12 protein-coding genes and 2 pseudogenes are annotated in these 12,574 nt (G+C 63.6%); 12 read left to right on the top strand and 2 right to left on the bottom strand.

What is annotated here, in order from left to right; all coding sequences use genetic code 11:
• Positions 1-35: 35 nt before the first annotated feature.
• The 10 genes from CSV86_RS01645 to CSV86_RS01600 are packed head-to-tail and all read left to right on the top strand — an operon-like array spanning position 36 to position 7,938.
• On the top strand, positions 36-374 hold the full coding sequence (locus CSV86_RS01645) for a 2Fe-2S iron-sulfur cluster binding domain-containing protein (RefSeq protein WP_003292091.1): 339 nt from the start codon (positions 36-38) through the stop codon (positions 372-374).
• Positions 371-1,294 carry a catechol 2,3-dioxygenase gene (locus tag CSV86_RS01640; protein ID WP_009397178.1) on the top strand — a complete coding sequence of 308 codons (924 nt, stop codon included), beginning with the start codon at positions 371-373 and terminating at the stop codon, positions 1,292-1,294. Before CSV86_RS01645 ends, CSV86_RS01640 begins: the two co-directional genes overlap by 4 nt.
• A 34-nt stretch (positions 1,295-1,328) precedes the next feature.
• On the top strand, positions 1,329-2,789 hold the full coding sequence (locus CSV86_RS01635) for a 2-hydroxymuconic semialdehyde dehydrogenase (protein ID WP_009397179.1): 1,461 nt from the start codon (positions 1,329-1,331) through the stop codon (positions 2,787-2,789).
• 11 nt (positions 2,790-2,800) lie between these two features.
• On the top strand, positions 2,801-3,664 hold the full coding sequence (locus CSV86_RS01630; protein ID WP_009397180.1) for an alpha/beta fold hydrolase: 864 nt from the start codon (positions 2,801-2,803) through the stop codon (positions 3,662-3,664).
• Positions 3,661-4,446 carry a 2-oxopent-4-enoate hydratase gene (dmpE, locus tag CSV86_RS01625; protein ID WP_009397181.1) on the top strand — a complete coding sequence of 262 codons (786 nt, stop codon included), beginning with the start codon at positions 3,661-3,663 and terminating at the stop codon, positions 4,444-4,446. The genes CSV86_RS01630 and dmpE overlap by 4 nt, the downstream gene beginning before the upstream one ends.
• 14 nt (positions 4,447-4,460) lie before the next feature.
• Complete coding sequence (locus tag CSV86_RS01620; RefSeq protein WP_009397182.1) at positions 4,461-5,384, top strand: acetaldehyde dehydrogenase (acetylating); 924 nt, start codon at positions 4,461-4,463, stop codon at positions 5,382-5,384.
• Between the two features lie 11 nt (positions 5,385-5,395).
• Entirely contained in the window at positions 5,396-6,436 is a 1,041-nt protein-coding gene (gene dmpG, locus CSV86_RS01615) for a 4-hydroxy-2-oxovalerate aldolase (protein WP_009397183.1), read from the top strand.
• Positions 6,433-7,227, top strand: a complete 795-nt coding sequence (dmpH, locus tag CSV86_RS01610; protein WP_009397184.1) for a 2-oxo-3-hexenedioate decarboxylase — start codon at positions 6,433-6,435, stop codon at positions 7,225-7,227. Before dmpG ends, dmpH begins: the two co-directional genes overlap by 4 nt.
• Before the next feature lie 3 nt (positions 7,228-7,230).
• Entirely contained in the window at positions 7,231-7,467 is a 237-nt protein-coding gene (thmT, locus tag CSV86_RS01605) for a 2-hydroxymuconate tautomerase (protein ID WP_370737501.1), read from the top strand.
• A 30-nt stretch (positions 7,468-7,497) separates the two neighbouring features.
• On the top strand, positions 7,498-7,938 hold the full coding sequence (locus CSV86_RS01600; protein ID WP_003292104.1) for a GlcG/HbpS family heme-binding protein: 441 nt from the start codon (positions 7,498-7,500) through the stop codon (positions 7,936-7,938).
• Between the two features lie 187 nt (positions 7,939-8,125).
• Here the strand turns inward: CSV86_RS01600 and CSV86_RS01595 are convergent.
• Positions 8,126-8,464 (bottom strand): annotated as a pseudogene (locus CSV86_RS01595) (ISL3 family transposase); the annotation flags it as partial.
• A gap of 308 nt (positions 8,465-8,772) precedes the next feature.
• On the opposite strand from CSV86_RS01595, the gene CSV86_RS01590 reads away from it, so the two are divergent.
• Positions 8,773-10,203, top strand: coding sequence for an FAD-binding oxidoreductase (locus CSV86_RS01590; protein WP_009397186.1), 1,431 nt, complete (start codon positions 8,773-8,775; stop codon positions 10,201-10,203).
• Positions 10,204-10,515: 312 nt separating this feature from the next.
• On the opposite strand, the pseudogene CSV86_RS01585 reads toward CSV86_RS01590, so the two are convergent.
• Positions 10,516-11,544: pseudogene (locus tag CSV86_RS01585) on the bottom strand (IS110 family RNA-guided transposase).
• 884 nt (positions 11,545-12,428) lie between these two features.
• Here CSV86_RS01585 and CSV86_RS33200 point away from each other — a divergent pair.
• Complete coding sequence (locus CSV86_RS33200) at positions 12,429-12,515, top strand: hypothetical protein (RefSeq protein WP_376699742.1); 87 nt, start codon at positions 12,429-12,431, stop codon at positions 12,513-12,515.
• Positions 12,516-12,574 lie beyond the last annotated feature (59 nt).

The following is a 12,574-nucleotide window of genomic DNA, read 5'->3' as shown; positions in this document are numbered from 1 at the left end:
CGGTGCCCACTGACGCACATGTCGACGGAGGCGGGATGCCAACGGTCTTTGAAATCACTGTACGGCCTGATGGGGAGAGCTTCGTCTGCCAGCCGCAGCAGTCAGTGCTTCGTGCTATGGAGGCCCAGAACAAGCACTGCCTACCAGTTGGCTGTCGCGGCGGCGGGTGCGGCCTGTGTAAGGTGCGGGTGCTGACCGGTGATTACGAATGCGGGCGTATGAGCTGCAAGCACGTACCGGTAGAGGCCCGCGAACAAGGCTACGCCCTGGCCTGCCGACTGTTTGCCCGTAGCGATCTATGTATCGAGCGTTATTCAAAGCCGTGCTATGAAAATACGGTCGACCCACAACAAAGAGAAAAGGTGACGTCATGAACAAAGGTATAATGCGCCCCGGCCATGTGCAGCTGCGTGTACTGGACATGAGCAAGGCCCTGGAACACTACGTCGAGTTGCTGGGCCTGATCGAGATGGACCGTGACGATCAGGGCCGTGTCTATCTCAAGGCTTGGACCGAAGTTGACAAATTCTCCGTGGTGCTACGCGAAGCCGACGAACCTGGTATGGATTTTATGGGTTTCAAGGTTGTGGATGAGGATGCTCTCCGGCAACTGGAGCGGGATCTGACGGCATATGGCTGTGCCGTTGAGCAGCTACCCGCAGGTGAGCTGAACAGTTGTGGCCGGCGCGTGCGCTTCCAGGCACCCTCCGGGCATCACTTCGAGTTGTATGCAGACAAGGAATATACTGGAAAGTGGGGTGTGAATGAGGTCAATCCCGAGGCATGGCCGCGCGATCTGAAAGGCATGGCGGCTGTGCGTTTCGATCATTGCCTACTGTATGGCGACGAATTGCCGGCGACCTATGACCTGTTCACCAAGGTGCTCGGCTTCTATCTGGCCGAACAGGTGCTGGACGAAAATGGCACGCGCGTCGCCCAGTTCCTCAGTCTGTCGACCAAGGCCCACGACGTGGCCTTCATTCACCATCCGGAAAAAGGCCGCCTCCATCATGTGTCCTTCTACCTCGAAACCTGGGAAGACGTGCTTCGCGCCGCCGACCTGATCTCCATGACCGACACCTCTATCGACATCGGCCCGACCCGTCATGGCCTGACCCACGGCAAGACCATCTACTTCTTCGACCCGTCCGGTAACCGCAGCGAGGTGTTCTGCGGCGGCAACTACAGCTATCCGGATCACAAGCCGGTGACCTGGCTGGCTAAGGACCTGGGCAAGGCGATCTTCTATCACGACCGTGTGCTCAACGAACGATTCATGACCGTGCTGACCTGATGGTTCGGTTCGACTTATTGCAGAGATTGCGCAGATGAAAGAGATCAAGCATTTCATTAACGGTGCCTTCGTCGATTCGGCCAGCGGCCGCACCTTCGAGGACATCAACCCGGTCAATGGCCAGGTGATCGGCCGCGTGCACGAGGCCGGCCGCGCCGAGGTCGACGCCGCGGTCAGGGCGGCACGCGCTGCGCTGAAGGGACCATGGGGGAAGATGACGGTGGCCGAGCGCGCTGAGATTCTGCATCGCGTGGCCGATGGCGTCACGGCGCGCTTCGATGAGTTTCTCGAGGCCGAATGCCTGGACACCGGCAAGCCCAAATCCCTGGCCAGCCACATCGACATTCCGCGCGGCGCGGCCAATTTCAAGGTGTTCGCCGACCTGATCAAGAACGTGCCGACCGAAGCCTTCGAGATGGCCACCCCGGACGGCGCCGGTGCACTCAACTACGGCGTGCGCCGGCCCAAGGGGGTGATCGGCGTGATCAGCCCGTGGAACCTGCCGCTGCTGCTGATGACCTGGAAAGTCGGCCCGGCCCTGGCCTGCGGCAACTGCGTGGTGGTCAAACCATCCGAGGAAACCCCGCTGACCGCCACCCTGCTCGGCGAGGTGATGCAGGCCGCCGGTGTGCCGGCCGGCGTGTACAACGTGGTGCACGGTTTCGGCGGCGATTCGGCCGGGGCCTTCCTCACCGAGCACCCGGACGTCGACGCCTACACCTTCACCGGCGAGACCGGCACCGGCGAAACCATCATGCGCGCCGCGGCCAAGGGCGTGCGCCAGGTGTCGCTGGAGCTGGGCGGCAAGAACGCCGGCATCGTCTTCGCCGACTGTGACCTGGACAAGGCCATCGAGGGCACCCTGCGCTCGGCCTTCGCCAACTGCGGCCAAGTCTGCCTGGGCACCGAGCGGGTGTATGTCGAGCGGCCGATCTTCGACGCGTTCGTCGCCCGCCTGAAGGCCGGCGCCGAAGCGTTGAAGATCGGCGAACCGAACGATCCAGAGGCCAATTTCGGCCCGCTGATCAGCCACAAGCACCGTGAAAAAGTCCTCAGTTACTACCAGCAGGCAGTCGACGACGGCGCCACCGTTGTCACCGGCGGCGGCGTGCCGGAGATGCCGGCGCACCTGGCCGGCGGCGCCTGGGTGCAGCCGACCATCTGGACCGGCCTGACCGACGATTCGGCGGTGGTCACCGAGGAAATCTTCGGCCCGTGCTGCCACATCCGCCCGTTCGACACGGAAGCGGAAGCCATCGAGCTGGCCAACAGCCTGCCCTACGGCCTGGCTTCGGCGATCTGGACCGAGAACGCTTCGCGCGCACACCGCGTCGCCGGGCAAATCGAGGCTGGCATCGTCTGGGTCAACAGCTGGTTCCTGCGCGACCTGCGCACCGCCTTCGGCGGCGCCAAGCAGTCGGGCATCGGCCGCGAAGGCGGGGTTCACTCGCTGGAGTTCTACACCGAGCTGAAGAACATCTGCGTGAAGCTCTGAGGACCCAGACCATGAACGCACCCCAGCAGAGCCCGGAAATCGGCCGCGAGATCCTCGCCGCCGGCTACCGCACCAACCTGCATGACCAGGGCGAAGGTTGTCCGCTGCTGCTGATCCACGGCTCCGGTCCGGGCGTCACCGCCTGGGCCAACTGGCGCGGGATCATCCCGCAGCTGGCGCAGACGCGTCGGGTGATCGCTCCGGACATGCTCGGCTTCGGCTACAGCGAGCGCCCGGCCGATGCACGCTACAGCCAGGCCCGCTGGGTCGAGCATGCCATCGGTGTGCTCGACGCCCTTGGCATCCAGCAGGCCGACATCGTCGGCAACTCGTTCGGCGGTGGACTGGCGCTGGCATTGGCCATCCGTCACCCCGAGCGCGTGCGCCGGCTGGTGCTGATGGGCAGCGTCGGGGTGGCCTTTCCGATCACCGAGGGGCTGGAAATGGCGTGGGGCTACACGCCGTCGTTGGCCAACATGCGCAGGCTGCTCGATCTGTTCGCTTACGACCGCACCCTGGTCAACGACGAGCTGGCCGAGCTGCGCTACCAGGCCAGCATCCGCCCGGGCTTCCAGGAGTCGTTCGCCGCGATGTTCCCGCCGCCACGGCAGAACGGCGTCGACGATCTGGCCAGCAACGAGGCCGATATCCGCGCCCTGCCCCACGAAACCCTGGTCATCCATGGCCGCGAGGATCGGATCATCCCGCTGCAGGCTTCGCTGACCCTCGCGCAGTGGATTCCCAACGCCCAACTCCACGTCTTTGGCCATTGCGGCCACTGGACCCAGATCGAACACGCCAGCCGCTTTGCCCGTCAGGTCGAGGATTTCCTCGCCGAGGCGGACCGTGCGGCTCAAGAGGAAACACAGCCATGAATCCAGAATTGATCCAGCAGCTCGGCGACGAGCTCTACCAGGCGATGGTCCAGCGCGAGACCGTCACGCCGCTGACCAGCCGCGGCTTCGACATCACCGTCGAGGACGCCTACCACATCTCCCTGCGCATGCTCGAACGCCGCCTGGCGGCCGGCGAGCGGGTGATCGGCAAGAAGATCGGCGTCACCAGCAAGGCCGTGCAGAACATGCTCGGCGTGCACCAGCCGGACTTCGGCTACCTCACCGACGCGATGGTCTACAACAGCGGCGAAGCCATGCCGATCAGCGAGAAGCTGATCCAGCCACGCGCCGAGGGCGAGATCGCCTTCATCCTCAAGAAGGACCTGATGGGTCCGGGCGTGACCAATGCCGACGTGCTGGCCGCCACCGAATGCGTGATCCCCTGCTTCGAAGTGGTCGATTCGCGCATCCAGGACTGGAAGATCAAGATCCAGGACACCGTCGCGGACAACGCCTCCTGCGGGCTGTTCGTGCTCGGCGACCAGGCCGTCTCACCGCGCCAGGTCGATCTGGTCACCTGCGGCATGCTGGTCGAGAAGAACGGCCAGCTGCTCTCCACCGGCGCTGGAGCGGCTGCGCTCGGCTCGCCGGTCAACTGCGTGGCCTGGCTGGCCAACACCCTCGGCCACTTCGGCATCGGCCTGAAGGCCGGCGAAGTGATCCTGTCCGGCTCGCTGGTTCCGCTGGAACCGGTCAAGGCCGGTGATTTCATGCGCGTCGATATCGGCGGCATCGGCAGCGCCAGCGTGCGCTTCATCTGATCGAGGACAGCCTGATGAGCAAGAAACTGAAAGCGGCGATTATCGGCCCGGGCAACATCGGCACGGACCTGGTGATGAAGATGCTGCGCTCCGAATGGATCGAGCCGGTCTGGATGGTCGGCATCGACCCCGAGTCCGATGGCCTCAAGCGCGCCCACGAGTTCGGCCTGAAGACCACCGCCGCGGGCGTCGACGGCCTGCTGCCGCACGTGCTCGACGACGATATCCGCATCGCCTTCGATGCCACCTCCGCCTATGTACACGCCGAGAACAGCCGCAAGCTCAACGAGCTGGGCGTGCTGATGGTCGACCTGACCCCGGCCGCCATCGGCCCGTACTGCGTGCCGCCGGTGAACCTCAAGCAGCACGTCGGCACGCTGGAAATGAACGTCAACATGGTCACCTGTGGTGGCCAGGCCACCATCCCGATGGTCGCCGCGGTATCGCGCGTGCAGCCGGTGGCCTACGGCGAGATCGTCGCCACCGTGTCCTCGCGCTCCATCGGCCCGGGCACCCGCAAGAACATCGACGAGTTCACCCGCACCACGGCCGGCGCCATCGAGCAGGTCGGCGGGGCCAAGGAAGGCAAGGCGATCATCGTCGTCAACCCGGCCGAGCCGCCGCTGATGATGCGCGACACCATCCACTGTCTGACCGAAACCGAGCCGGACCAGGATGCGATCACCGCATCGGTCCACGCGATGATCGCCGAGGTGCAGAAGTACGTGCCCGGCTACCGGCTGAAGAACGGCCCGGTATTCGACGGCAACCGCGTCTCGATCTTCATGGAAGTCGAGGGCCTGGGCGACTACCTGCCCAAGTACGCCGGCAACCTCGACATCATGACCGCCGCAGCGCTGCGTACTGGCGAGATGTTCGCCGAGGAAATCGCCAGCGGCACCATTCAACTGCCACGTCGTGAAGCGGCACTGGCCTGAGGAGTAGCACCATGAATCTGCAAGGCAAGAACGTCACCCTGCACGACATGAGCCTGCGCGACGGCATGCACGCCAAGCGCCACCAGATCAGCCTCGAGCAGATGATCGCGGTCGCCACCGGCCTCGACGCCGCCGGCATGCCGCTGATCGAGATCACCCACGGCGACGGCCTCGGCGGTCGCTCGATCAACTACGGCTTCCCCGCGCACAGCGACGAGGAATACCTGCGTGCGGTAATCCCGCGCCTCAAGCAGGCCAAGGTATCCGCCCTGCTGCTGCCGGGCATCGGCACGGTCGACCACCTGAAGATGGCGCTCGACTGTGGCGTCTCCACCATTCGTGTGGCCACGCATTGCACCGAGGCCGACGTCTCCGAGCAGCACATCGGCATGTCGCGCAAGCTGGGCGCCGATACCGTCGGCTTTCTGATGATGGCGCACATGATCAGCGCGGAAAAAGTGCTCGAGCAGGCCAGGCTGATGGAAAGCTACGGCGCTAACTGCATCTACTGCACCGACTCGGCCGGCTACATGCTGCCCGATGAGGTCAGCGAGAAGATCGGCCTGCTGCGCGCCGAGCTGAACCCCGCCACCGAGATCGGCTTCCACGGCCACCACAACATGGGCATGGCCATCGCCAACTCGCTGGCCGCCATCGAAGCTGGCGCCTCGCGTATCGACGGCTCGGTCGCCGGCCTCGGCGCCGGTGCCGGCAACACCCCGCTGGAAGTCTTCGTCGCGGTGTGCAAGCGCATGGGCGTGGAAACCGGCATCGACCTCTACAAGATCATGGATGTGGCCGAAGACATCGTCGTGCCAATGATGGACCAGCCGATCCGCGTCGACCGCGATGCGCTGACCCTGGGCTATGCCGGCGTATACAGCTCGTTCCTGTTGTTTGCCCAGCGCGCCGAGAAGAAATACGGCGTACCGGCCCGCGACATTCTGGTCGAGCTGGGGCGCCGCGGCACCGTCGGCGGCCAGGAAGACATGATCGAAGACCTCGCCCTGGATATGTCCCGGGCCCGCCAGAACCAGAAGGTGAGCGCATGAACCGTACCCTCAACCGCGAGCAGGTGCTGGCCCTGGCCGAGCACATCGAGAACGCCGAATTGCAGGCGCACGATATTCACAAGGTCACCAACGATTATCCCGAGATGACCTTCGCCGATGCCTACGACATCCAGTGGGAAATCCGCCGCCGCAAGGAGGCGCGCGGCAACAAGATCGTCGGCCTGAAGATGGGCCTGACCTCTTGGGCGAAGATGGCGCAGATGGGCGTGGAGACGCCGATCTACGGCTTTCTCGCCGACTACTTCAGCGTGCCCGATGGTGGCGTGGTGGATTGCTCCAAGCTGATCCATCCGAAGATCGAGGCGGAAATCTCGGTGGTCACCAAGGCGCCGCTGCAAGGCCCCGGTTGCCACATCGGTGACGTGATTGCAGCGGTCGACTACGTGATCCCCACCGTCGAGGTGATCGACTCGCGCTACGAGAACTTCAAGTTCGACCTGATCAGCGTGGTGGCCGACAACGCCTCCTCGACGCGTTTCATCACCGGCGGCCAGATGGCCAATCTGGAAGACGTCGACCTGCGCACCCTCGGCGTGGTGATGGAGAAGAACGGTGAGGTGGTAGAACTTGGTGCCGGCGCCGCAGTGCTCGGCCATCCGCTGTCCAGCGTGGCGATGCTCGCCAACCTGCTGGCAGAGCGCGGCGAACACATACCGGCCGGCACATTCATCATGACCGGTGGCATCACGGCTGCGGTATCGGTGGAGCCGGGCGACAACATCACCGTGCGCTATCAGGGGCTTGGCAGCGTCTCCGCGCGCTTCATCTGAGCCATTCGGCCGCCCTGCACGGGCGGCCTCTTCTTCAGGAGACACACCATGCCTATTGCCCAGATCCATATCCTCGAAGGCCGCAGCGACGAGCAGAAGGAGTCGCTGATCCGCGAGGTCAGCCAGGCCATCTCGCGCTCGCTGGACGCGCCGCTGGCCAGCGTGCGGGTGATCATCACCGAGATGCCCAAGGTCCACTTCGGCATCGGCGGCGAGAGCGCCAAGGCCATTGGTCGATGAGCCTGCCTCCTCCTGCACAGAGTCCGGCACATGAGAACAACGAATCAACGCTCGCTGCACTGGGAAGCCGCCTATGCCGCCACCCGTGCGGCCGTGGCACATGCAGAGAAGCTAGGCGTGCGCATTAACGTCTGTGTGGTTGACCACTCCGGCCTGCCGTTGGCCTATCTGCGCATGAACGGCGCCTTTCTACATTCACGGGAAATTGCCGAAGACAAGGCGTACACCGCCGTGAGCTTCGGCTTCCCCACCCGCGACTGGCTCGACGTGCTGGGTGACAACCCGCGCCTGCGCATCGGCCTGCCGAGACGCGAGCGGCTGGTGGTGTTCGGCGGGGGCCTGCCGATCCTACTCGATGGTGAATGCATCGGCGGCATCGGCGTCTCTGGGGCCGACGAGGGGCAGGACGAAGCCTGCGCGGCAGCAGGCTTGGCGGCCATAGGGCATCATGAGGCATCCAGTTTGGGGTAGAGGTAGATTTCGACTTTCGCGCCCGAACGCATCATGCGGCTGGCTTCCAGAAGGAAATCAGCAGCATTGACTGGCCTTCTGATCTCTTTAGGCGGTTTCGGTAATAAGCGGAGCGAGAAACAGATCAGCCGATGGATGCTAGGTCGGCAAGCCCGTTCAGTTTGGCGGTGGCAGATAGACCGTGGGCCAATGGCTGGTTGGCGGCGAGCAATTCCTGCAACTGCACGGCTTGGCCGTCCTTGAGGTTCTCAGCGTTGCGCAGCAGCAGCCAGCGGCTGCGCTTGACCACCACCTTGCGCGCTGTTTTGTTATCGCGCAGGAGGTTGGCCTGGTCGACGCGACTATGGTCGATCACCTCACGACCGTAGCGCGCCACCCCATGGAACAGGTCGTAGGCCACGTCGGCTTGAGGGCAGTGCCGCTGCACTTCCAGGTCGAAAGCGGTGTTCATGTCCATGGCGACCGCCTCGATATGCTGGCAGTGCTCACCGAGCCACTCGAAGAATGGGCGAATCGCCTGGCCGCTGCATGGCGACAGCAGGGTGTGGGGGTTGGGATGTTTAGCGACTGCCAATCTACCCACTTCCTCGCCTGTTACTAATGAGGAACAAAGTATTCGAACATCGCAATGATATTACGGGGTATTGTCTGACATCATAAAAACACAAAAGCATCAGCGTGTTATGGGTTTCACGGATATTTATCGGAAAACTTTTTGACTGTCCGGATACAAAATTTCGGGTTAGTAACTCGCTCTTTCCCCAGAATCCGCGGCCGCCCATCATAAAGGCTGGACACGCTGGCCGTTCCATAAACTGGAAGAGGAGTCTCTTCATGAACATCACTGCATCGGAACCGGCGTCCGGGCCCTGGAACCCTAAACGAATTCTGGCCGCGCTGCGCGCCGACGCCAGCATCGGCGAAGTGCTGGCGGGCGCCGACATCGAGGCCCGGTACCTGAACGACTGGAGCGGCGAGGAAGGCGGCAGGCCGCTGGCCTTGGTGCGCCCGCACGACACCGCCGAAATTGCGCGCGTGCTGTCATTATGCCATGCAGGACGCTGCCCGGTGGTGCCGCAGGGCGGGCTGACCGGCCTGGCCGGCGGTGCCACGCCGATAGAAGGCTGCGTGCTCGTTTCACTGGAGCGCATGTCCGGCGTGGTCGAACTGGACCCTGCCTCAGCCACCATGACCGTCCTGGCCGGCACGCCGCTGCAGGTCGTTCAGGAAGCCGCGCAGGCGGCGGGCTTTCTGTTCGCGCTGGACCTGGGCGCGCGCGGCTCCTGCCAGATCGGCGGCAACATCGCCACCAATGCGGGCGGCAACCGCGTGATCCGCTACGGCATGGCGCGCGACCTGGTGCTGGGACTGGAAGCCGTGCTGCCCGACGGAACCGTGCTGTCCATGATGAACAAGATGGTCAAGAACAATGCCGGCCCCGATCTGAAGCATCTGTTCATCGGCACCGAGGGCACGCTGGGCATCATCACGCAGGCCGTGCTCCGCCTGCATCCGGGCGTCTCGGGTGCCAATACCGCGTTGGTAGCCGCGCCCGATTTCGGCTCGGCCATCAAGCTGCTGCGCCATGCGCAGCACCTCCTGGGCGGCCGGGTCAGCGCATTCGAGATGATGTGGCAGGACTACTATGCCGCGGCCACAACCGCCGGCGGCATCGCCGCGCCGCTGCCGGCCACGTATCCGCTATACGTGCTGCTGGACCTGCAGGCGGCCGCACCCGAAGAGGATGCGGCGCGCTTCGAGGCGATGTTGGAACACGCGCTGGCCGAAGGCTGGATCGCCGACGCCGCCGTGGCCCAATCTCACACGCAGACCCAAGCCTTCTGGGAACTGCGCGATGCCATCTCCGAGATGCTGCGCACCTTCGCGCCCACCATCAACTTCGACGTGTCCGCGCCCATCTCGGGCATCGAGGAATGCGTGGCCCGGATGCGCGAGGCGCTGGCGCGCGATTTCCCCGGCGTTCGGGCGATCTACTTCGGCCACGTCGGCGACGGCAACGTGCATATCATGGTGGGTTCGCTGCCGACTGACGACCGCAAGACCGAACAGCGCATCGAGGCTGCATTCTACGCTATCGTGCGCAGCCTGTCGGGATCGGTCTCGGCCGAGCACGGCATTGGGCTGCACAAGCGGCCGTGGTTGCACTACAGCCGCAATCCGGCGGAGCTGTCCTTGATCGCGACGGTGAAGCGCGCGATCGATCCGCACGGGATCATGAATCCGGGGAAGATTCTGGCGTCTTGAGTGAGGGTGGTGGCGGCTGTCGCCGCCTGATGGGTGCTGCAAGAGATTTTTTGAAGAAAAAATTTATGGTCATCCCGTTTCTGCAATACTGACCAGCGATGATTGTATGGCTTGCCTAAATCTATCCAGCGTCTCGTTGGGGCATGCCCCGCGCCACGATGAGAGTCGCGCCTGGTGATCCTGAAAAGCCGGCGGCTTCGAAAGCCGATTTTTATGTCAGGTTGTTCACCAGGTCGGTGGCCGTTCACGTCATCGGTTGTTCAGCATCGCAAAACCTGGAAGGGTGTTCCGTGGTACAGCTGAATGGCCGGGTCAGGCGGCGTAGACGACTGGCCCTGCTTCGAATTCCGAGTGGTTGGCGGCGAACGCCCAGGCGACTCGGGAGAACTTGTTGGCCAGGGCGCGCACCACCATGTTCGCATGGCGTCGCTGCCGTAGCGAGCGGACCCAGTGGGCCAAGGCACCCTGCTGATGCTCCAGGCGCTGCAGGTAGACCCGGGCGCACTGCACTAAAAGCCGCCGCAGATACTTGTCTCCCTCGTTTGCTGATACCCAGCAAATTGGCTCGACCGCCGGTGCTGTGCTGGCGGGGTACCAGCCCCACCGATGCCGCGAAATCACGGCTGCCGCCATACTGCTTGCCATCGCCCATTTCGGCCGATAACAGGCTGGCTGTGATCGGGCCGACACAGGGAATCGTCAGCAAGCGGCTCCCCAGGTCATCTTCCTCAAGCTGGGTGGTCATTTCCTTGTCCGGTGCCTTGATCTGTCCGTCCAGACAGCGTGAATGCTGATGCAGGCGCGTTAGGAGTACGACCAGCCGAGGCGGCAGCTCATGCTCATCCAACGTGCTCGGCAGTCGTCTGACCAGCGATAGTCCCTTGGGCAGGCTGATGCCGAACTCCAGCAGGAAACCGTGGGCCTGGTTGGCCGTCTTGGTACGATCACGCACCAGCGAATCACGCATCCGGTGCAATACCGAGAGCGTTTGCCGGGCCTCGGTCTTGGGCGAGACGAAGCGCATGCTGGGCCGCGAGGCGGCTTCCCAGATCGCTTCGGCATCAATGAAGTCGTTCTTGTTGCCCTTGACGAAAGGACGCACGAACTGCGGCGAGATCAATTTCACTTCATGCCCGAGCGCCGTCGGTTGGCGCGCCATGAAGTGCGCTCCGGCGCAGGCTTCATCACCACCGTGCAAGCCGGCAGGATGCCAAGCAATCGCATCATTTGCTGGCGTGTCGCTTTCGTGCGAAAGATCTTCCGGCCAGAGCCGTCTTTTCCGTGTAGATGAAAGCTTTGCTTGCCCGGATCAATCCCTACCAGTGCAACTGCGCTCGTGATGATGGCCTCCGAAATAAAACACCCTGCGAAAGTGTGCCCTCGGAGGGTGGGGATGACCATCTCATTAACCCGAATCTCGAACGCGCGGAACCCACCAGGCAGCAAAAGCCACCGATCTTCTCGGCATGCAGCCAACTACCCTGGCTGCTGCCCAGCTCCGCGCTGATCCTCCGCGCCGTTTCGCAAACTACCGGTATCAGCCTGCATGCGCTTTTCATCCATGTATTCGAGCGTGCTGGACAGGCTGCTCGCGGCGACGGTCTTGCGGCTGCCGCCGCGTATCGACAGTAAGCGCCCCCCCTTTGCTCGAACACCCCGCCCTGCATCCTGTGCTTTTCCAGTAGGGGATTTATATGGAAACGATGCACGCGCGCCGCGAGTCCTGGGCTCGGCATGTTCAGGCCTGGCAGGACAGCGGGCTGACGCAGTTGCTTATTGCCAGTAGCATGCGCTCAAACCCGAGGCACTGGCCTACTGGATCAGGCGCAGCAAGCGGGCGGCCACGCCGCTTACCCTGGTGCCCGTGGCAGTGGCCGGGGTGTGGCTGCTGCAGGCATGCCAGTGGCTGGCGGTTGGCGTTGCCGGCGGACGTCGATGCAAGCTGGTTGGCCGGATTGCTGCGGGGGATGGCCTGACGCGAATGCCGGCCCAGGTTTGGCTGGTGGCCGACCGATCGACATGCGCTTGAGGATCGACGGGCTTTGGTGCACCTTCAGCAGGCCCTCGGGTGACCACCCTGCGATGGCACGACCTATGCCTTTCGCAATCGGCACGGCTCCCGGCTCAAGCTGTCGCAGTAGGACGGCACCGGTGTGTGGTTGGGTCAGCGCCGTCTGCATCAAGGCCGTTTTCGCTAGTTCCATGCCGCCGAATGCAGCGCCGCGCTGGTCAAGATCGGCGAAGACATCAGCGAGCAGCTCGACCTGATCCTGGCCAGGTCCTTCGTCCACTGGCACAGTCGCCCGCAATAAGCCTGCCGCCCGTGCGAAAGCATCAGCGCCGCGCCGGTTCCGCCGGCAGTGATCGAAGG

The organism is Pseudomonas bharatica CSV86 (genome assembly GCF_000319305.2).
In the GTDB taxonomy this organism is placed as follows: Bacteria; Pseudomonadota; Gammaproteobacteria; order Pseudomonadales; family Pseudomonadaceae; genus Aquipseudomonas; species Aquipseudomonas bharatica.
The sequence above is the reverse complement of the archived record's forward strand: the minus strand, read 5'-3'. Positions and strand labels throughout refer to the sequence as shown.

Excerpts from the sequence above, each read along its gene's own strand:
- CSV86_RS01645 (WP_003292091.1), top strand. The coding sequence starts at position 36 with ATGCCAACGGTCTTTGAAATCACTGTACGGCCTGATGGGGAGAGCTTC.
- CSV86_RS01590 (WP_009397186.1), top strand. The coding sequence starts at position 8,773 with ATGAACATCACTGCATCGGAACCGGCGTCCGGGCCCTGGAACCCTAAA.
- CSV86_RS01630 (WP_009397180.1), top strand. The coding sequence starts at position 2,801 with ATGAACGCACCCCAGCAGAGCCCGGAAATCGGCCGCGAGATCCTCGCC.
- dmpG (WP_009397183.1), top strand. The coding sequence starts at position 5,396 with ATGAATCTGCAAGGCAAGAACGTCACCCTGCACGACATGAGCCTGCGC.
- dmpH (WP_009397184.1), top strand. The coding sequence starts at position 6,433 with ATGAACCGTACCCTCAACCGCGAGCAGGTGCTGGCCCTGGCCGAGCAC.
- dmpE (WP_009397181.1), top strand. The coding sequence starts at position 3,661 with ATGAATCCAGAATTGATCCAGCAGCTCGGCGACGAGCTCTACCAGGCG.
- CSV86_RS01620 (WP_009397182.1), top strand. The coding sequence starts at position 4,461 with ATGAGCAAGAAACTGAAAGCGGCGATTATCGGCCCGGGCAACATCGGC.
- CSV86_RS01600 (WP_003292104.1), top strand. The coding sequence starts at position 7,498 with ATGAGAACAACGAATCAACGCTCGCTGCACTGGGAAGCCGCCTATGCC.
- CSV86_RS01640 (WP_009397178.1), top strand. The coding sequence starts at position 371 with ATGAACAAAGGTATAATGCGCCCCGGCCATGTGCAGCTGCGTGTACTG.
- CSV86_RS01635 (WP_009397179.1), top strand. The coding sequence starts at position 1,329 with ATGAAAGAGATCAAGCATTTCATTAACGGTGCCTTCGTCGATTCGGCC.